We start from the raw sequence: 19,838 nt of genomic DNA, 5'->3' as shown, positions 1-19,838 counted from the left end.
GCTGGTGGACAACGCGGTCGCACAGCATGTGGACGGACTCGTGGTGTCGATGGCCAATCCGCAGGCGCTGCGCCCGTCCATCGAGCACGCCGTCGCGGCGGGCATTCCGGTCGTGACGATCAATTCCGGTGAAGCCGACAGCGCGGCCGCCGGCGCGATCGGGCACGTCGGGCAGAGTGAGCGCCAGGCCGGGACGGCCGCCGGGAAACGCCTGCGCGATGCCGGGAAGACCAGGATGCTCTGCGTCATTCACGAGGCCGGCAATATCGGCGCCAACGACCGCTGCGCCGGCGCGATCGACGGATTCGGCGGCAACGCGACCACCCTGCAGGTCGACATCAACAATCCGGCCGATGCGCAGTCGCGGATCAAGGGAGCCCTGGAGGCCGATCGCTCCATCGACGCCGTGCTGACCCTCAATTCGCAGATCGCCGCCCGCGCCGTCGACGGGGCCCGCGAATCCCACTCCCGCGCCGCCGTCGCCACCTTCGACCTCAACTCCGATGTGGTGGAAGCGATCCGGGCCGGAACCCTGCTGTTCGCGGTCGACCAGCAGCAGTACGAACAGGGATATCTGCCGGTGGTGATGCTGCAGCTGTATCGGCGCAATCTCAACACGGTCGGTGGCGGGATGCCGGTGCAGACCGGGCCCGCCTTCGTGGACAAGAACGACGTCGACGCCATCGCCGCCCTGGTGGCGCAGGGCACGCGCTGAGCAGGGAGCCGGCATGAACGACACCGCAACGGTTTCCGAATCCACCACGCCCGCCGCGATCGGGCCGTCTCTGGTGAACCGGCTGATCGTCCGGCCCGAGATCGGCGCCGGTCTGGGCGCGCTGGTGGTTTTCGCCTTCTTCGCCGTGATCACCGACCGGTTCCTCAGTCCCCTCGGGGTGGCCACCTGGCTCGACGACGCCTCGACACTCGGCATCATGGCCGTCGCGGTGGCCCTGTTGATGATCGGCGGCGAATTCGACCTGTCCGCGGGCGTGATGACAGCGTCGACGGCCTTGGTGACCGCCATGCTCTCGGTGCACGCGGGATGGAACGTATGGTTCGCGCTGGGTGCCTCGCTGCTGTTCGCCCTGGCGGTCGGTGCGCTGAACGGATGGGTGGTGATGCGGACCGGCCTGCCCAGCTTCATCGTCACCCTGGGCACATTCCTGGCTCTGCAAGGTCTCAACCTCGGTGTCACACGACTGGTCACGGGGACCGTGCAGGTGTCGGGCATCCGGTCGGCGCCCGGGTACGCCTCGGCCGGTTGGGTTTTCGCGGCGACGACGAATCTCGGTGACGCCCGCATCCAGGCCTCGGTGCTGTGGTGGATCGCGGTCACCGCGGTGGCGACGCTCGTGCTGGTGCGCACCCGCTTCGGCAACTGGATCTACGCGGTCGGCGGTTCGCTGCCCAGCGCTCGTGCCGTCGGCGTACCGGCGGCACGGACCAAGATTCTGCTGTTCATGGGCACCGCCTTCGCGGGCTGGATCGTCGGCTCCTGCAATCTGCTGCGGTTCGCGAGCGTGCAGGCGAATCAGGGCGTGGGACTGGAATTTCAGTACATCATCGCCGCGGTCGTCGGCGGTTGCCTGCTCACCGGCGGATTCGGATCGGTGCTGGGCGCGGCCATCGGCGCGCTGATCTTCGGCATGGCCAGGCAGGGAATCGTGTTCGCGCGCTGGGACAGCGACTGGTTCATGCTGTTCCTCGGTGTGCTGCTGCTCGCCGCGGTACTGGTCAACAACGCCTTCGCCAAGCGCGCGGAAAGGTTGCGCCGATGACCACTCGACAGAGCGACACCGAACAGCCGGCCTCCGCGCCGCTGATCGAGACGGCCGGAATCGGGAAGAGCTACGGCGGCGTCGTCGCCCTCGCCGACATCTCGATGGTCGTCCGGGCGGGGGAGGTCACCTGCGTGCTCGGCGACAATGGCGCCGGAAAGTCGACACTGATCAAAATTCTCGCCGGCGTTCACCGCCACGATGCCGGTGAACTGCGCATCGACGGTGAACCGACCCGGTTCTCCTCGCCACGCGAGGCATTGGACCGCGGTATCGCCACCGTCTACCAGGACCTGGCGGTCGTGCCGCTGATGAGTGTGTGGCGCAATTTCGTCCTCGGCTCGGAACCGACCAGGGGTGCCGGACCCTTTCGCCTGCTGGACCGTGCGACCGCACGCGACATCACGCGGACGGCGTTGTCGGACATGGGAATCGAGATCCGCGATCTGGAACAGCCCGTCGGCACACTGTCGGGTGGGCAGCGCCAATGTGTCGCGATCGCCCGCGCGGTCCACTACGGCGCGAAGGTCCTCATTCTCGACGAACCGACCGCCGCGCTCGGCGTCAAACAGTCCGGTGTGGTGCTGCGCTACGTCGCGCAGGCCCGGGATCGCGGTCTGGGAGTCGTGCTGATCACGCACAATCCGCATCACGCCTACCCCGTCGGCGACCGATTCCTGCTGCTGCGGCGGGGCCGCGCGCTCGGCGGCTACGACAAATCGCAGATCGATCTTCCCGAGCTCACCCGGCAGATGGCCGGCGGCGCGGAACTGGAAGCGCTGCAACATGAATTGCGTCGCCCGCTGCCCGAGTGACCGTCGGTGCGCGGCACGGCCGCCGGCGCTGGACTGTCGGTGGGGGTCCGGTTACCCTCTGCCTGCCCCGACGTCGAGAAGTGAGTGAGAAGCGTAGTTGAACGGCACGGTGAAGTGGTTCGACAGTGAGAAAGGCTTCGGTTTCATAATCCCGGATGGTGGCGGACCCGACGTTTTCGTCGAATACACCGAGGTTCACGGCGACGGTTTCCGGCGATTGGTCCAGGGTCAGCGGGTCGAGTTCGACGTGCGCCATACCAAGGCGGGCCCGGAAGCCGAGGGCGTCCGAATCGAGCCGATGCGTCGACTGTGGCCCGACACACACGAACTGTGACCTGTCGGGCAGATCACTTTTCCCGAAATCGGGTTAACGCGCCTTTCTGGGCCCTCGATATGTTGATCGTCAGTTTGTACGACTGAATTGAAACAACGAAGAGGTATTTATGATCCCCGTTATCATCGACACCGGTAGTGCTGCTGTGAACGGCCTGTTCGACACCCTGGGCGCGGCCTTCCACGGCCTGGTCAACACCCTGTGGACCGGCTCTTTCGGTGGCTGATCACTGATTTCGGTCGCTCGACGCGACCTCGGGTCGACCCCGGACCGTAGGGTCCGGGGTCGACCCATTTCTCCGGCCGGACTGTCCCGCTCACACGATTCCGGGTACTCGCGACGGCGTGACGAGCGGCGTCGTCCGAGCTATCACGGGACAATCACGGCGGGCACCGCTCGAAAAGCGATATTCGCGGTTCGAGCGCGGTTTCCAGCCCGCGGGAGGACCGCTGTGGTGGCGCGAGGGCGCGGTCCATGGCAGGCTTGAACATCGAGAACGGGCCGACCGTGAAGTTGGTCGGCCCGGCTCGTCTACAGAAGGTATGAAATGGCGCAAGGCGTAGTGAAGTGGTTCAACAGCGAGAAGGGCTTCGGGTTCATCGCTCAGGATGACGGTGGTCCCGATGTGTTCGTGCACTACTCGGCTGTGAGCGGTAGTGGATTCCGGTCCCTCGACGAGGGGCAGCGCGTGGAGTTCGAGATCGGGCAGGGCCAGAAGGGTCCGCAGGCTCAGAACGTCAGCGTTATCTGATCGAGTCCGCTGACTGCGCGCCACTTTACGTAGCGTGAACTGTCCGCGACTTACAGTGGGGCCCCGCATCTTTCGAGATGCGGGGCCCTTCCGCATACGGGACCGCATGCGGTGCGGCGCAGGTCCGGTCGCGGTGTGAGGGCGCCTGCCTACCGGGCGGTACACCGGCGCCGAAGCGCGACCATTAAGCTGGTCCGCGGTAAATGCCGACCTCATTCCCCAGGAGTGCCCCACAGTGAGCCAAAATGGCCGTCCTGTTGTTCTGATCGCCGACAAGCTCGCCCAGTCGACCGTCGACGCGCTCGGTGACGGTGTCGAGGTTCGCTGGGTCGACGGCCCCAATCGACCCGAGCTGCTGGCCGCCGTGCCCGAGGCCGACGCGCTGCTGGTCCGTTCGGCCACCACCGTCGACGCCGAGGTGCTCGAGGCCGGTAAGAACCTGAAGATCGTCGCCCGCGCCGGCGTCGGCCTCGACAACGTCGATGTACCCGCGGCCACCGAACGCGGTGTCATGGTCGTCAACGCGCCGACCTCCAACATCCACACCGCCGCCGAGCACGCTGTCACCCTGCTGCTCTCGGCCGCCCGCCAGATCCCGGCCGCCGATGCCACCCTGCGCGAGCACACCTGGCAGCGCAGCAAGTTCAACGGTGTCGAGATCTTCGGCAAGACCGTCGGCGTCATCGGCCTGGGCCGCATCGGCCAGCTGTTCGCGCAGCGCCTCGCCGCCTTCGAGACCAAGGTCATCGCCTACGACCCCTACACCTCCCCGGCCCGCGCCGCCCAGCTGGGCATCGAGCTGCTGAGCCTGGACGAGGTGCTCGAGCGCGCCGACTTCATCTCCATTCACCTGCCCAAGACTCCCGAGACCAAGGGCATGCTGAACAAGGAGACCCTGGCCAAGACCAAGAAGGGCGTCATCATCGTCAACGCCGCCCGCGGCGGTCTGATCGACGAGCAGGCCCTGGCCGACGCCATCACCTCCGGCCACGTGCGCGCCGCCGGTATCGACGTGTTCGAGACCGAGCCGTCCACCGACAGCCCGCTGTTCGAGCTGCCGCAGGTCGTCGTCACCCCGCACCTGGGCGCCTCCACCGCCGAGGCCCAGGACCGCGCCGGCACCGATGTCGCCAAGTCGGTGCAGCTCGCCCTCGCCGGCGAGTTCGTGCCCGGTGCGGTGAACGTCGCCGGTGGTGCGGTCAGCGAGATCGTCGCGCCCTGGCTGGACATCGTCCGCAAGCAGGGTGTGCTGCTGGGCGCCCTCGCCGACGAGCTGCCGGTCTCCCTCGAGATCCAGGTGCGCGGCGAGCTGTCCTCGGAAGAGGTTGCGGTGCTGGAACTCTCGGCGCTGCGTGGCGTGTTCTCCGCGCACATCGAGGACGCGGTCACCTTCGTCAACGCTCCCTCGCTGGCCGAGGAGCGGGGCCTCGAGGCCTCTGTCACCACCCACAGCGAGAGCCCGACCCACCGCAGCCTGGTCGACCTGCGCGCCGTCTTCGGCGACGGCCGCACGCTGAACGTCGCCGGCACGCTGACCGAGCCCGCTCAGGTCGAGAAGATCGTCAACATCAACGGCCGCAACTACGACATGCGTGCCGAGGGTCTGAACCTGGCGATCCTCAACTACGACGACCGTCCCGGCGCTCTGGGCAAGATCGGCACCAAGCTGGGCGAGGCGTCCATCGACATCCAGGCCGCGCAGCTGAGCCAGGACATCGACAAGGAAGGCGCGACCGTCATCCTGCGCGTCAACGAGTCCGTCCCGGCCGATGTCCAGTCCGCGATCGCCGAGGCCGTCGGCGCCGCGAAGGTGGCCCAGGTCGATCTGAGCTGAGTGACCCGGGCCGGAATCGGCTCGGTCACAGCGCTTTCCGGTGCGCGCGAATCCACCGCGGTGACGCGGGATGGGATTCGCGCGCACCGTGTTTTCGGTCGATGCGAGTCCTGGCGTGGTCGGATACTTCCGCGTCGACGCCGGGCGTCGCGCGGGCCGGCGCTGCCGCGGACCGCCTGAATCTCACTCATTGGGAGCGGCTTGCCCTGGTTATCGGGGTGATCCGCCCGACCGATAGTGTGGCGGGTGTCGGCGATCCGGCCGGGCGTCACGCCGCCGATCGACCGCCCTTGGCTGATTCGGCCGCATACGTGTTGCGAGCCGCGAGCAGGAACGAACGGAGCGTTGTCATATGAAGCTGGCTGTCATCGCCGGTGACGGTATCGGGCCCGAGGTCATCGCCGAGGCGCTCAAGGTACTCGACGTGGTCGTGCCCGGGGTCGAGAAGACCGAGTACGACCTGGGCGCCAAGCGCTACCACGCGACCGGCGAGGTGCTGCCGGAGTCGGTGCTGCCGGAGCTGAAGCAGCACGACGCAATCCTGCTGGGCGCGATCGGCGATCCGTCGGTCCCCAGCGGCCTGCTCGAGCGCGGTCTGCTGCTGCACACCCGCTTCGCGCTCGATCACCACGTGAACCTGCGCCCGTCGAAGCTGTACCCGGGCGTCACCAGCCCGCTGTCCGGTGACCCGGACATCGACTTCGTAGTCGTGCGCGAGGGCACCGAGGGCCCCTACACCGGCACCGGCGGCGCGATCCGCGTGAACACCCCGCACGAGGTGGCCACCGAGGTCTCCACCAACACCCGCTTCGGCATCGAGCGTGTGGTGCGCTATGCCTTCGACAAGGCCCAGCAGCGCCGCAAGCACCTCACGCTGGTCCACAAGACCAATGTGCTGAGCTTCGCCGGTTCGCTGTGGCAGCGCACCGTCACCGAGGTCGGCGCGGAATACCCCGAGGTCGAGGTCGCCTACCAGCACATCGACGCCGCGACCATCCACATGGTCAACGATCCGCGCCGCTTCGACGTGATCGTCACCGACAACCTGTTCGGCGACATCATCACCGACCTCGCCGCGGCCGTGTCCGGTGGCATCGGCCTGGCCGCCTCGGGCAACATCGACGCCTCCGGCACCAACCCGAGCATGTTCGAACCGGTCCACGGCAGCGCCCCCGATATCGCCGGCCAGTCCAAGGCCGACCCGACCGCCGCCATCCTCTCGGTCTCGCTGCTGCTGAACCACCTCGGCCGCTCCGAGGAAGCCGCCCGCATCGAAGCCGCGGTAGCCAAGGACCTCGCCGCCCGCACCGGCACCGCATCCACGGTCGAAATCGGCGACCGCATCGCCGCGTCGATCTGAGTTTCCCGCCGATCCCCCTGTCGCGTAATGAATTGCGCGACAGGGGGATTGTCGTGTGTGCGGCTCCGGCACGATGCATTCGGATGGGTGTCATGAGTCCGACACACACGCAGTTCTCGTTGCGGCAGAGGGGCCGGACATAACCACAGTCCTCGTGGCTCGGTGATCGCGGCGCTGGTTGCTGTCGATCGCCACCGGCTAGCATTGACCGCCACCGACGCAGGCCGTCGATGCATGCACAGACCTGGAGGCGATATGGCGGCGGAGCGCAGCACCGGTGCCGTCGGATTCGGTCCGTACACCGTGCTCGACCTGCACGAACAACCGGAAGACGGCAAAGGGCTGGAACTCGAGGACGGGTGGCTGATCGAAGTCGCGAGGGGGGCTCGGCACAACTGGATTGCGCGCACTGTGGCCCGGGTCGTCGAATCCGCAGCGGGTGACGCTGAGGTCATAGTGCTGGACGGCGGGGAGTGGGAGATCAGCACGCCCAGTGGCGTGCGTAAACCCGATGTCTTGATCATCCCGCGTGAGGTGGCGCGGGCGGCGGTGCTGGATGAGACACCGAAGCTGATTCCGGGCACCGAGCTGCTACTCGTAGTCGAAGTCGTGTCGCGAGGAAGCGGTAGCGAGCGCACCGATCGGGTGCGCAAAGTCCGCGAGTACGCGGCACTCGGGATCCCGCAGTATTGGATCATCGAACATCAGCCGCATATCCGAATCCATCGTTCCGTGCTCGGCGACGACGGCTACCAATGGGAGCCGACGGTTGCCGAAGGAAGCAGCTTCAGCGCGGATATCGAGGCGGACAAGGTGTTTCGGGTCGAGTTCGATCCCGCGGCGCTGATCGAATTCTGATCAGGGCGATCCGCATCAAGGGGCGGGTATCGATCCAGGACGGTTCGACTCTGTCTTTCCGGCATCGTCCCTGAGCAACGACCGCTCACGTCAGGTTGTAGGTACAACCTCGAAAAACGTTGGCGGCGTAGGGTTTCCCCACGGTCGCGCTCCGTACTGTGACGGAAAGAGATGCGGCCGTGGGGAACCCGGGGGTCAGCGGTTGCGGGCGATCGGCACCATGGGGACAGCGGCCGCGGCGATGATCGCGGCGACCAGATAGGTCGCCGGGAAGCCGGCGGCGGTGATGAGGGCGCCGAAAATCGGTGCGACAGCGGCGGATGCCAGATTCTGGCCGGTGTTCTGGATGCCCAGGCCGCGCCCGCTCCAGTACGGACCGGCGATCTCGGCGACGGCGGTGAAGGCCAGGCCGTTGTCGGCCACGGTGATCACCGACGCGGCGAACAGGATCGGGATCGCCGCCCACCACCAGTGCAACCAAGCCGCGCCCGCCAGCGCCGCCATGGAGACCACGGCCGCGATCGCCACGGTGTGCAACGGCCGCAGACGGCTGCCGACGCGGTCGGACCAGACACCCGCGCCGATGCGCCCGGCGGCGCCCAGGATCTGGGTCGCGGTGACGATCGCCCCGGCCACCGGCAGCGACAACCCGGCGTCGCGATGCAGCCACAGCAGCGCGAACGTCCAGAGGGTGGCCTGCGGAACCACCAGCAGCACCGACACCGCGTGGATGCGCCACAGCGTGGAATCGCCCCGATACGGGTTGTCGGGGTGCTCCCCGGTGCTCGCCGGGCGGGGCGGGTCGACGATGCCGATCAGACAGCCGATCGCCGCGACGCCCGCCATCGCCGCCGGAACCAGGATCGCCGTGGAAAATCCGTGTGCCGCAGCGACAGCCGGTATCGACATCGCCGCGATCGCGACGCCCAGTGGCTGTGCGGTCTGCCGGATACCCATCGCCAGCCCGCGCTGATCGACGGGAAACCAGCCGACGATCACCCGGCCGCTCGCGCCATTGGTGCTGGCAGCGCCCATGCCGGCCAGAAAGAGCAGCACACCCAGTGCGCCGTAGTTGGTCGCCGTCGCAGCAGCCACACCTGCCACACACATCACGACCGGGCCGGCGACCAGGACCGAGCGCTCGCCGACGCGGTCGACGATGTATCCCCAGGCGATCAGCGTGCACACGAGGCCCACCGTCGGCATCGCGACCAGCAGACCCGCTGTGGCCAAGGGCATTCCACGGTCGGTCAGCGCCGGCAGCAGAAACGGGGTTCCGTGCACGATGACCGCGCTCGAGCTCTGGGCGAAGACTCCGAGGGCGAGCATGGTCCACCGCCGGGTCGCGCGCACCTGTGTCACGGTGGTCATCACCCTCACCTCGAATCTCATATATTGGGATCAGTGTCTTACTCTGTGAACAGAGTCCTACCGTACACCCAGGATGTGCCCGGTAGGCAACTCGAAATTCGTCACATTCGTCCGTCGCAGACCGGGTGGTCGGCCGTGTTCGGGCAGGTGGATAGACTCTTCGCCATGCGTCTAGGTCGTGTTGCCAGCCCCGATGGGGTCGCGTTCGTGAGTATCGAAACCGACGGTTCCGACGAGATCGCTCGTGAAATCGCCGAGCATCCGTTCGGTACCCCGACATTCACCGGCCGTACCTGGCCGCTGGCCGATGTGCGTCTGCTGGCTCCCATTCTGGCCAGCAAGGTGGTGTGCGTCGGGAAGAACTACGCCGCGCATGCCGCGGAGATGGGCAGCCCGGCACCGGAGGATCCCGTGATCTTCCTCAAGCCGAACACTGCCATCGTCGGGCCGAACCTGCCGATCCTGTTGCCGCCCAATTCCTCTCAGGTCGAATACGAGGGTGAGCTGGCGGTGGTGATCGGCCGCCCGTGCAAGGACGTGCCGGCCGCCCGGGCCGCCGACGTCATCCTCGGCTACACCGTCGCCAACGATGTCACCGCGCGTGACCAGCAGCGCCACGACGGACAGTGGACGCGCGCCAAGGGCTACGACACCTTCTGCCCGCTGGGACCCTGGATCGAAACCGAACTGGATCCGGGCGATCTCGAGATCACCACCGAACTCGACGGTGAGGTGCGCCAGCGCAGCCGGACTTCACTTCTGCTGCACGACATTCCGAAGGTGATCGAGTGGGTGACCAGGGTGATGACATTGCTACCCGGTGATGTCATTCTCACCGGTACGCCGGAAGGTGTAGGACCGATGACGGATGGGCAAACCGTATCCGTGACGGTTCAGGGTATCGGCACCCTCACCAATCCTGTTGCCGCCAAACGTTGATCGAGAGAAGGAATATGACTGACGTACGGGTCCGATTCTGCCCGTCACCCACCGGCACACCGCATGTCGGCCTGATCCGCACCGCGCTGTTCAACTGGGCGTTCGCTCGCCACCACGGCGGCACCTTCGTCTTCCGTATCGAAGATACCGATGCCGCACGCGATTCCGAGGAGTCGTACCGCGCGATTCTGGACGCGTTGCGGTGGCTCGGACTGACCTGGGACGAGGGGCCGGAGGTCGGCGGTCCCTACGGTCCGTACCGTCAGTCGCAGCGTCGTGAGCTTCATCTCGATGTCGTCCAGAGGTTGCTGGCGGCCGGTGAAGCCTATGAATCCTTCTCCACCCCAGACGAAGTCGAGGCCCGTCACCGCGCCGCCGGACGCGATCCGAAGCTCGGCTACGACAACTTCGACCGCGATCTGACCCCCGAGCAGATCGCCGCCTACAAGGCCGAGGGCCGCCCGGCGGTGGTGCGGTTGCGGATGCCCGCCACCGATCTGGTGTGGAACGATCTGGTTCGCGGAGAGATCACTGCCAAGGCCGGAACGGTGCCCGATTTCGCGCTCACCCGCGGCACCGGAGATCCGCTCTATACGCTGGTGAATCCGGTCGACGACGCACTGATGAAAATCACACACGTGTTGCGCGGGGAAGATCTGCTTTCGTCCACTCCACGCCAGCTCGCGCTGTATGCCGCATTGCAGCGGATCGGGGTGGCGGAGTTCACCCCGGAGTTCGGTCATCTGCCCTTCGTGATGGGCCAGGGCAACAAGAAGTTGTCCAAACGTGATCCGGAGTCGAATCTCTTCGCGCATCGGGATCGCGGATTCATTCCTGAAGGTTTGCTGAATTACCTGGCTTTGCTCGGATGGAGCCTCGCCGACGACCGCGATGTCTTCTCGATGGCGGAGATGGTCGATGCGTTCGAGATATCGAAAGTAAATTCGAATCCGGCGCGCTTCGACCAGAAGAAGGCGGACGCGATCAACGCCGAACACATTCGTTTGCTGGACACCGGGGATTTCGCCCACAGGTTGCGGGAGTTCCTCACCGCGCAGGGCCACATCGGCGCCGAAGTGGACGACGGAGTTTTCGCCGCGGCGGCCGAGTTGGTGCAGACCCGGATCGTGGTTCTCGGTGATGCGTGGGATCTATTGAAGTTTCTGTTCGTGCCCGCCGAGGAGTTTGCTGTCGACGAGGCCGCGGCGCAAAAAAATCTGGGCCCCGACGCGGTGCCGGTGGTGCGGGCGGCCGTGGCGGCGCTGGACGGTGTTTCCGAATGGACGCCACCCGTGCTCGAGGAGGCGCTGAAAAAGGCTCTGGTGGACGATCTGGGGCTCAAACCGCGTAAGGCCTTCGGTCCGGTACGGGTGGCGGTCACCGGATCGCACATCAGCCCGCCGCTGTACGAATCGCTGGAGCTGCTCGGCCGCGAGGTGACCATGCAGCGGCTGCGCGCCGCGCTGGCGTAGTAGCCGTGCCGGCTGGTGCCCGAATCGGTCGTTGCGTCGGGCGGTCGCGGCTTCGTGACCGCCCGATGGGAGCCAGGCGGGCCGTACCGGCGCTGAAAAGTGGCTCTGACCAGACGATTTGTATATATCGGGGAGGGGTTTGGTACTCTTCTTCTCGGCCCGGAACGAGGGCCTCGAACCGGCAGGGGAGAGGCTGAAAGCCCAGGTCATTGGGGTATGGTGTAATTGGCAACACAGCTGATTCTGGTTCAGCCATTCTAGGTTCGAGTCCTGGTACCCCAGCGGAGAATGTTGATTCGCTTCGTTCGGTCGAGACGGAACAGCATCCCGGCGATTTGGTCGCCGGGTCTCGGCCGGTTAAGCTTGCCGAGCCTCCTCGATCGAAAGATCCACGGAGATCTCCCCTCGGGGAAGTCCTCTGGCCCCGTCGTCTAGCGGCCTAGGACGCCGCCCTCTCAAGGCGGTAGCGCGGGTTCAAATCCCGTCGGGGCTACATTCGAAAGCCCTCCAGCGCGAGCTGGAGGGCTTTTCTCGTTTCCGACGTCTCTTGCCGGCGTGCGGTCAGTCCTGCACCGGCCAGGTCGATCCACCCGGCGGCATCGCGGGCATACCGAGCTTCCGGTGGTCCCAGCTGCGCACCCGTTCCGGCACCACGCGGATCGCGATGCGCTTGTTCAGCATCGCCTCCACCATGGGGCGCAACTCCTCGGTGTAGGGGCCGGTGTAGCGCTCCCAGACGCTGACGCCGACCTTGAACAGTGCTTCCGGGTCCTCCACGATCTCCGCGCGGCCCTCGATCGAGACCCCGCGCAACTGGTCGTAGGTGTCGCCCGCCTCGACCAGGACGGTGACGCGCGGATCGCGCCGCAGATTCACCGCCTTCTGCGACTTGCCCTTCGTCTCGAACCAGATCTCCCCGTCGACCAGGCCGTACCACATCGCCGTGAGATGCGGCGTTCCGTTCTTGCCCAGGCTCGCCAGCGTCATGATGCGGCTGCGTTCCAGGAATTCGGTGATCTCCGTCTCGGACATCACGATCTGCGCGCGTTGGTTCACTCCCATGGGGTCACGATACTTTACGGCGTATGGCCGGAATCACAGCTCGTGATCCGGTGCTCAGAGTCGCTTGTGCAGGGCATCGGCGGCGGCGACGAGGTCGGCGGCCCAGCGCGCACCCGGGCGCCGGCCCATGCGATCGATCGGACCGGATACCGAGACCGCGGCGATCACCTGAGAGGATCCGTCGCGCACCGGCGCGGAGACGCTGGCCACACCCGCGGACCGTTCGGCGGCGCTCTGCGCCCAGCCGCGGCGGCGGACCTCGGCCAGGGCGCGCTCGCCGAAGACCGCGTCGGCCAGGACGCCGCGCTGCAGTTCCGGGTCGGCCCAGGCCAGCAGGACCTTCGCGGCCGATCCGGCGGTCAGCGGCAGGCGGGCGCCGACCGGGACGGTGTCACGCAGGCCGGAGGTGGGTTCGAGGGCGGCCACACAGATGCGGGAGTGCCCGTCGAGCCGGTAGAGCTGCACGCTCTCGCCGGTGATCTCGCGCAGCCGGGGCAGGATGACGGCGGCGGCGTCGAGCAGCGGGTCCTCGGCGGTGGTGGCCAGCTCCGACAGCGCCGGGCCGGGCCGCCACGAACCGGCGGCGTCGCGGGCCAGCATGCGATGGGTCTCCAGCCCGACGGCCAGCCGATGCGCGGTGGCCCGGGGCAGTCCGGTGCGGGTGCACAGCTCGTTGAGCCCACACGGTTGTTCGGCCACGGCGTAAAGCACGGCCATGGCTTTGTCGAGCACCCCGATACCGCTATGCTGTCTCATAGAACGATATTAGCGTCTCGCATAGTGAGATTGGCAAGTCTGATCGAACCCCGCGAGTACGCACCTCCAGTGGACTTCTGACAGGGGTTCCACCTGCGAGTTCGCGGCCCGCCTCGATTTTGGACCGACGGAGCGAGGGAGCGCAGCGACTGAGTGGAGGAGGGAAAGATCGAGGCCCAAGGGGCCGCGAACCCACGACGGCGAAGCCGTCGCGGATAACACAGGAGGTGGTTGTCATGGCCGAACGGCCACGCACGCTGGCGGAGAAGGTCTGGGATCAGCATGTCGTCGCACGGGGTGCGGGGGAGGGCGCGCAGCGCGAACCCGATCTCATCTACATCGATCTGCACCTGGTGCACGAGGTCACGAGCCCGCAGGCCTTCGACGGGCTGCGTGCGGCGGGTCGTCCGGTGCGCCGGCCGGATCTGACCATCGCGACCGAGGACCACAATGTGCCGACGGTCGATATCGATAAGCCGATCGCGGATCCGATCTCGCGCACGCAGGTGGAAACCCTGCGGCGCAATTGCGAGGAATTCGGCGTCCGGCTGTATCCGATGGGTGATATCGAACAGGGCATCGTGCACGTGGTCGGTCCGCAGCTGGGTTTGACCCAGCCGGGCATGACCGTGGTGTGTGGTGATTCGCACACCTCCACCCACGGTGCATTCGGTGCGCTGGCGATGGGAATCGGCACCAGCGAGGTCGAACATGTGATGGCGACGCAGACGTTGTCGCTGCGGCCGTTCAAGACCATGGCGATCAATATCGACGGTGAGTTGCCGCCCGGCGTCACGAGCAAGGACGTGATTCTGGCGGTCATCGCGAAGATCGGTACCGGCGGCGGACAGGGCTATGTGCTCGAATATCGCGGCGAGGCCGTGCGCGCCATGTCGATGGAGGCGCGGATGACGATGTGCAACATGTCGATCGAGGCCGGTGCCCGGGCGGGCATGGTGGCCCCCGACGAGGTCACCTACGAATTCCTGAAGGGCCGCGAACATGCTCCGACCGGCGCGGACTGGGATGCGGCGGTGGCCGCCTGGGAGGCGCTGAAGACCGATCCGGACGCCACCTTCGACGCCGAGGTGCACCTGGATGCCTCGTCGCTGACACCGTTCGTCACCTGGGGCACCAACCCCGGTCAGGGCGCCCCGCTGGGCGCCGCGGTGCCGAATCCGGAGGATTTCGCCGACGAAAACGAGCGAGCGGCCGCTGAGAAGGCGCTGACTTACATGGATTTGGAGCCGGGTACTCCGCTTCGTGAGGTGTCCGTGGATACCGTTTTCGTCGGGTCGTGCACGAACGGCCGGATCGAGGATTTGCGGGCCGTGGCGGACGTTCTGAAGGGCCGCAAGGTGGCCGAGAGCGTGCGGATGTTGATCGTTCCGGGTTCGATGCGGGTGCGCGCCCAGGCCGAATCCGAGGGTTTGGGCGAGATTTTCACCGCCGCCGGCGCGGAATGGCGTCAGGCCGGCTGCTCGATGTGCCTGGGAATGAATCCGGATCAGCTTTCTCCCGGTCAGCGGTGTGCTTCGACATCGAACCGCAACTTCGAGGGGCGTCAGGGTAAAGGCGGCCGCACGCATCTGGTTTCGCCGCAGGTCGCGGCCGCGACGGCGGTGCGGGGCCGGTTGTCGGCGCCTGCGGATCTGAACTGACCGGCCGGAATTCACCTCAGGACTACAGGAGCAACTATGGAACCGTTCAAGGTGCACAAGGGGATCGGCGTGCCGTTGCGCCGGTCGAATGTCGATACCGACCAGATCATCCCGGCGGTCTATCTGAAACGGGTGACCCGAACGGGATTCGAGGACGGTCTGTTCGCCGCCTGGCGTTCGGATCCGGGCTTCATTCTGAACACCAGCCCGTTCGACCGGGGAAGTGTGTTGGTCGCGGGTCCGGATTTCGGTACGGGATCGTCGCGAGAGCATGCGGTTTGGGCATTGATGGACTATGGCTTCCGGGTGGTGATCTCTTCCCGCTTCGCCGACATCTTCCGGGGCAACGCCGGTAAGGGCGGCTTGGTGGCCGCGCAGATGTCACAACATGATGTCGAATTGCTCTGGAAGTTGATCGAAGAACATCCCGGCCTGGAATTGATCGTGGATCTCGAGGCGCGCACTGTGGCCGCTGGAACCACCGTGTTGCCCTTCGATATTGACGACTACACCCGGTGGCGGCTGCTGGAAGGTCTGGACGACATCGGACTCACACTTCGGCAGGAAGAGGCCATCGAGCAGTTCGAAAAGGCAAGGCCGTCTTGGAAACCGACCACCATTCCAGCGGCTATTTCCGGGGACTGAACAGTCTCGAGTGTTAGCTGAGAGCAACCAATCGAGGTTGCTGCGCGTGTGCCACGCCACATGAAATTTGGCGTGGCACATAGACTCTTGCCCATTCAGGGTTTACCGTGGTACCTAGTCGGTCCGACGACGGGCCATTAGTCTGCGGAGGATTCAATGAACAAGGCGGAACTGATCGATGTTCTGACCGAGAAGTTGGGTACTGACAGGCGCACGGCCACTGCGGCAGTCGAGCACATTGTCGACACGATCGTGCGTGCGGTGAACAAGGGTCAGAGCGTCACAATCACCGGATTCGGTGTATTCGAACAGCGCAAGCGGGCGGCACGGGTGGCGCGTAATCCCCGAACCGGCGAGACGGTGAAGGTGAAGCCCACTTCGGTGCCCGCGTTCCGCCCGGGTGCGCAGTTCAAGGCGATCATCTCGGGCAAGCAGAAGATCGCGGCGGCCGGTCCGGCCGTGAAACGCGGTGTGGCAGCGCCGGTGTCGGGTGCGGCGAAGAAGGCCGCCGCCAAGAAGACCACGGCCAAGAAGACCGCCGCGAAGAAGACCACGGCCAAGAAGGCGGCCCCGGCGAAGAAGACGACCGCCAAGAAGGCAGCCGCGAAGGCGCCCGCGAAGAAGGTGACCACGGCGAAGAAGACGACCGCGGCGAAGAAGGCTCCGGCCAAGAAGACCACGGCCACCAAGGCGACGGCCAAGAAGACCGCGGCCAAGAAGACGACCGCGGCCAAGACCGCGGCCAAGAAGGCGCCTGCCAAGAAGACCGCTGCCAAGCGCACGGCGGCAACCAAGCGCACCACGCGGCGATAGCGAGTGACGCGACGACAATGACCCCGGTCCGTTCGGTCCGGGGTCATTGCGTTTCGGTGGGTACGCAGGTTTCAGGTACGCAGGTTTCAGTGGGTACGCAGGGACCGATCGAGGTGATCGGCGGCGACCAGCCGTCCGTCGGCGACCGACAGCACCCACACGCTGCCCTTGCGGTTCCGGGCCGGCGGCAGGGTGAGACCGTCGTCGTCGGCCCAGCGTTGCAGCAGATCCGGAATGACCTTGCCCTGACTGCACACGAGCGGAACGATGTCGGGGGAGACCAGTTCCCGCAGCCGATCCACACCGGCCTGCGGTGCTGCGGCATAACCGCTTTCCGACAGCAGCGGCTCGCGGGCGATATCGAGGCCGAGGGCGTCGGCGACCGGCGCGACGGTCTGCACACACCGCAGCGGAGGCGCCGAGTACACCGCTCCCGGGCCGAAGGCGAGCAGATTCGGTGTCAGCACCTGAACCTGTGCGCGACCGGCCTTTTCCAGTGGCCGTTCGTCGTCGGGACCGGTGAATCGGTCGCGGCGGCCCGCTTTCGCATGCCGCACCAGCACCAGGGTCGCGGTATCCGGCGGCAGGCGCAGGAAATTGCGGATGATGCGGCGATCCATCGGGTAGGACAGTTGATCCATCACCCGGTCCACCCGGTGCCAGCGCAGCTGGTCGACTTCGGAATTGGTGACGAACTCGCCGTCGACGGGAGTGGCCGCCCAATAGTCCACTCGTTTGAGTTTGCGATGTCCGGGCACCGGATATGTGACCCGACCGAGATAGCGCCCCAGACGGCAGTTCAGGCCGGTTTCTTCGGCCACTTCGCGCACGGCCGCGACCATTGGGGTTTCGCCCGGGTCGAGCTTTCCTTTGGGCAGCGACCAATCGTCGTATTTCGGCCGGTGGACGAGGGCCACCTCGACCGGGCCGCCGTCGCGGGGCCGGCGCCACACGACCGCGCCGGCGGCGATGATGTTGGCGGTCACCCGCGGATCCGAGATGGTGTCGCCCGAACTGCTCTCACCTGCATCCACCTTGCCGTCGCTCATCCACCCGCCGGTGTCGCCGGGGCGATCGAGGGCGGTGTCGCCGTCGTCCGGGGACCGATCGAAATCTCGTGTCGCCGAGGATTTCACTGCTGGTCCGGCCTCCGCAGTCGCATGAGGAACTCCTGATGGTCACGCACCTGCACGCCGCGACCCAAGGCCTCGGGGCTCGGCTGGGCCGCCCAACTGCCGTCGGGCTGCAGCACCCAGCACCGGGTCGCGGGATCGAGTGCGGAATCGAACACCACCGCCAGCCGCTCGCGCAGCTTCGGATCCTTCACCTGCGCCATGACCTCCACGCGCCGGTCGAGATTGCGATGCATCATGTCGGCGCTGCCGATCCAGTACTCGTCCTGGGCCTGGAAATGCATGATGCGCGAATGTTCCAGGAACCGGCCGAGAATCGAGCGCACCTCGATGTTGTCGCTCATCCCGGGCACACCCGGGCGCAGCCCGCAGATGCCGCGCACCACGATCTGCACCGGCACTCCGGCCTGGGACGCGCGATAGAGCGCGTCGATGATCTGCTCGTCGACGATCGCGTTGGCCTTGAGGCGAATTCGAGCCGGCACACCCTGGGCTGCCAGTTCGGTCTCGCGCCGGATCCGTTCCACGATGCCCGAGCGCACGCTGCTCGGCGCGACCAGGAGGTTGCGGTAGTTGGCCTTTCGCGAATAGCCGGTCAGCGAGTTGAACAGGTCGGTGAGGTCGGCGCCGATTTCCGGTGCGGCGGTGAGCAGTCCGACGTCCTCGTAGAGCCGCGCGGTCTTCGGGTTGTAGTTACCGGTCCCGATATGGCAGTAGCGGCGGATGGTGGCCCCTTCGCGGCGCACCACCAGACAGGTCTTGCAGTGCGTCTTGAGGCCGATGAGGCCGTAAACCACGTGCACGCCCGCTTGTTCCAGGGCGCGTGCCCATTTGATGTTGGCCTGTTCGTCGAAGCGGGCCTTGATCTCGACCAGCGCGACGACCTGCTTACCGGCCTCGGCGGCATCGATGAGCGCGTTGACGATGGGAGAGTCGCCGGAGGTGCGGTAGAGGGTCTGTTTGATGGCCAGCACCTGCGGATCGGCCGCGGCCTGTTCGATGAACCGTTGCACGCTGGTGGAGAACGAATCGTAGGGGTGGTGCACCAGCACGTCACCCTCGCGCAGGGCGGCGAAAACGTTTCGCGGCGTTTCCCTTTCACCGAACGCGGGCGGGGTGGCCGGAACGTAGGGGGCGTCCTTGAGCAGCGGCCGGTCGACGCCGTAGACCTGCCACAGGCACGACAGGTCGAGCAGGCCGGGTACCTGAATCACATCGCCCGGGTCGACGTCGAGTTCGCGCAGCAGCAGCTCGAGCATGTGCTCGGTCATATCGTCGGAAACTTCCAGGCGCACCGGCGATCCGAAGCGCCGGCGGGCCAATTCGCGTTCGAGGGCCTGCAGCAGATCCTCGTCGCGGTCCTCGTCGACCTCGAAGTCGGCGTTGCGGGTGATGCGGAACGAATGATGTTCCACCACTTCCATTCCCGGGAAGAGCTGATCGAGGTGGGCGGCGATCAGATCTTCCATCGGCAGGAAGGCGGCCAGCCGGGGGGCAGCGGTGATGTCGGAATCTCGGCGGGCGCCGGGGGTTTCGTTGAGAGTGCGGCGCACCCGGACGAAGCGGTCGACGTTGTCGGGCACCTTCACGCGGGCGAAGTGCTCCCCGCCGGTCTCGGAATCCTTCACCGTGACAGCCAGATTCAGGCTCAGGCCGCTGATGTAGGGGAACGGGTGGGCGGGATCGACCGCGAGCGGGGTCAGCACCGGGAACACCTGGTCGAGGAAGTACCCCGACAGCCGGCCGCGTTCGTCGTCGTCCAGATCGGCCCAGCCGATGATGGCGATACCGTCCTCGGCCAGTGCGGGCCGCACCTGGTCGAGGAAGACCCGCGCATGCCGGCCGGCCAGTTCCTGGGTGCGTTCGGCGATGAGGGTGAGCTGTTCGGTGGGTGACAGGCCGTCGGCGGAGCGGACCGAGAGGCCGGCCTCGGCGCGGCGTTTGAGGCCGGCCACCCGCACCATGTAGAACTCGTCGAGGTTCGAGGAGAAGATGGCGAGGAATTTGGCGCGTTCCAGCAATGGTTCCGAAGGGTCCTCGGCCAGGGCCAGTACGCGGGCGTTGAAATCCAGCCAGCTCAGTTCTCGATTGAGGTAGCGATCGGCGGGCAACTGTGCCGCGGCGGCCGTGGTGGGCGGTGGCGTGGCCGCCGGCGGGGCCGCCGGTAGCCGGGGCTGTTGCGGGACGGTCTCCGTTTCGCTCACGCTCACGATCATTCCTTACGGCTCGGGTGGTGTCGCGCTCGACACCACCGTT

General features: G+C 66.4%; 18 protein-coding genes and 2 tRNA genes. 15 read left to right on the top strand and 5 right to left on the bottom strand.

The window, feature by feature from the left end; all coding sequences use genetic code 11:
- The 8 genes from ON23_RS19410 to ON23_RS19375 all read left to right on the top strand — a co-directional run.
- A partial coding sequence (locus ON23_RS19410) for a substrate-binding domain-containing protein (RefSeq protein ID WP_039779906.1) occupies positions 1–715 on the top strand: 715 nt, incomplete at its 5' end.
- A gap of 13 nt (positions 716–728) precedes the next feature.
- Positions 729–1,778 carry an ABC transporter permease gene (locus ON23_RS19405; RefSeq protein ID WP_051042882.1) on the top strand — a complete coding sequence of 350 codons (1,050 nt, stop codon included), beginning with the start codon at positions 729–731 and terminating at the stop codon, positions 1,776–1,778.
- Complete coding sequence (locus ON23_RS19400) at positions 1,775–2,593, top strand: ATP-binding cassette domain-containing protein (RefSeq protein ID WP_051042881.1); 819 nt, start codon at positions 1,775–1,777, stop codon at positions 2,591–2,593. Before ON23_RS19405 ends, ON23_RS19400 begins: the two co-directional genes overlap by 4 nt.
- 97 nt (positions 2,594–2,690) lie before the next feature.
- Positions 2,691–2,927 carry a cold shock domain-containing protein gene (locus tag ON23_RS19395; RefSeq protein ID WP_039779895.1) on the top strand — a complete coding sequence of 79 codons (237 nt, stop codon included), beginning with the start codon at positions 2,691–2,693 and terminating at the stop codon, positions 2,925–2,927.
- A 547-nt stretch (positions 2,928–3,474) separates the two neighbouring features.
- Positions 3,475–3,678, top strand: coding sequence for a cold-shock protein (locus ON23_RS19390; RefSeq protein WP_025351824.1), 204 nt, complete (start codon positions 3,475–3,477; stop codon positions 3,676–3,678).
- A gap of 235 nt (positions 3,679–3,913) precedes the next feature.
- A complete protein-coding gene (gene serA / locus ON23_RS19385; RefSeq protein ID WP_039779893.1) occupies positions 3,914–5,512 on the top strand; it encodes a phosphoglycerate dehydrogenase in 1,599 nt (532 codons plus the stop codon).
- 352 nt (positions 5,513–5,864) lie between these two features.
- A complete protein-coding gene (locus ON23_RS19380) occupies positions 5,865–6,872 on the top strand; it encodes a 3-isopropylmalate dehydrogenase (RefSeq protein ID WP_039779892.1) in 1,008 nt (335 codons plus the stop codon).
- Positions 6,873–7,106: 234 nt separating this feature from the next.
- Positions 7,107–7,730 carry a Uma2 family endonuclease gene (locus ON23_RS19375; RefSeq protein ID WP_244969959.1) on the top strand — a complete coding sequence of 208 codons (624 nt, stop codon included), beginning with the start codon at positions 7,107–7,109 and terminating at the stop codon, positions 7,728–7,730.
- Between the two features lie 195 nt (positions 7,731–7,925).
- On the opposite strand, the gene ON23_RS19370 is transcribed toward ON23_RS19375, so the two are convergent.
- Positions 7,926–9,101 (bottom strand): MFS transporter, encoded by a 1,176-nt coding sequence (locus ON23_RS19370; protein WP_039779891.1) that lies wholly within the window; start codon positions 9,099–9,101, stop codon positions 7,926–7,928.
- A 165-nt stretch (positions 9,102–9,266) separates the two neighbouring features.
- Between ON23_RS19370 and ON23_RS19365 the strand changes: the two genes are divergently transcribed.
- The 4 genes from ON23_RS19365 (at position 9,267) to ON23_RS19350 (ending at position 12,005) form a co-directional block, all read left to right on the top strand.
- Complete coding sequence (locus ON23_RS19365) at positions 9,267–10,040, top strand: fumarylacetoacetate hydrolase family protein (RefSeq protein WP_039779902.1); 774 nt, start codon at positions 9,267–9,269, stop codon at positions 10,038–10,040.
- Positions 10,041–10,054: 14 nt separating this feature from the next.
- Complete coding sequence (gene gltX, locus ON23_RS19360; RefSeq protein ID WP_039779890.1) at positions 10,055–11,512, top strand: glutamate--tRNA ligase; 1,458 nt, start codon at positions 10,055–10,057, stop codon at positions 11,510–11,512.
- 210 nt (positions 11,513–11,722) lie between these two features.
- Positions 11,723–11,794: transfer RNA gene (locus ON23_RS19355), tRNA-Gln, on the top strand.
- A 138-nt stretch (positions 11,795–11,932) separates the two neighbouring features.
- Positions 11,933–12,005 (top strand) — tRNA-Glu (locus tag ON23_RS19350).
- Positions 12,006–12,073: 68 nt separating this feature from the next.
- Here ON23_RS19350 and ON23_RS19345 read toward each other — a convergent pair.
- Together ON23_RS19345 and ON23_RS19340 are read right to left on the bottom strand one after the other, a co-directional pair.
- Complete coding sequence (locus tag ON23_RS19345) at positions 12,074–12,574, bottom strand: pyridoxamine 5'-phosphate oxidase family protein (protein ID WP_039779889.1); 501 nt, start codon at positions 12,572–12,574, stop codon at positions 12,074–12,076.
- 54 nt (positions 12,575–12,628) lie between these two features.
- Positions 12,629–13,330, bottom strand: a complete 702-nt coding sequence (locus ON23_RS19340) for an IclR family transcriptional regulator (RefSeq protein ID WP_030512998.1) — start codon at positions 13,328–13,330, stop codon at positions 12,629–12,631.
- 236 nt (positions 13,331–13,566) lie between these two features.
- On the opposite strand from ON23_RS19340, the gene leuC reads away from it, so the two are divergent.
- The 3 genes from leuC to ON23_RS19325 all read left to right on the top strand — a co-directional run bounded on the left by leuC (position 13,567) and on the right by ON23_RS19325 (position 16,449).
- Entirely contained in the window at positions 13,567–14,991 is a 1,425-nt protein-coding gene (gene leuC / locus ON23_RS19335; protein WP_039779888.1) for a 3-isopropylmalate dehydratase large subunit, read from the top strand.
- Between the two features lie 36 nt (positions 14,992–15,027).
- Positions 15,028–15,636: a 3-isopropylmalate dehydratase small subunit gene (gene leuD, locus ON23_RS19330; RefSeq protein ID WP_036503809.1), complete on the top strand. Its 609-nt coding sequence runs from the start codon at positions 15,028–15,030 to the stop codon at positions 15,634–15,636.
- 156 nt (positions 15,637–15,792) lie between these two features.
- The gene (locus ON23_RS19325) at positions 15,793–16,449 is read left to right on the top strand and encodes an HU family DNA-binding protein (protein WP_039779887.1); all 657 of its coding nucleotides are present in this window, start codon (positions 15,793–15,795) and stop codon (positions 16,447–16,449) included.
- Between the two features lie 86 nt (positions 16,450–16,535).
- On the opposite strand, the gene ON23_RS19320 is transcribed toward ON23_RS19325, so the two are convergent.
- Together ON23_RS19320 and ON23_RS19315 are read right to left on the bottom strand one after the other, a co-directional pair.
- On the bottom strand, positions 16,536–17,498 hold the full coding sequence (locus ON23_RS19320; RefSeq protein ID WP_083904087.1) for an NUDIX hydrolase: 963 nt from the start codon (positions 17,496–17,498) through the stop codon (positions 16,536–16,538).
- A gap of 83 nt (positions 17,499–17,581) precedes the next feature.
- Positions 17,582–19,798 (bottom strand): RNA degradosome polyphosphate kinase, encoded by a 2,217-nt coding sequence (locus ON23_RS19315; RefSeq protein ID WP_039779886.1) that lies wholly within the window; start codon positions 19,796–19,798, stop codon positions 17,582–17,584.
- Positions 19,799–19,838: the final 40 nt, after the last annotated feature.

This window comes from Nocardia cerradoensis NBRC 101014, assembly GCF_000308535.1.
GTDB lineage: Bacteria > Actinomycetota > Actinomycetes > Mycobacteriales > Mycobacteriaceae > Nocardia > Nocardia cerradoensis.
Note: the sequence above shows the minus strand (reverse complement) of the source record. Positions and strands in the feature narration are given on the sequence as shown.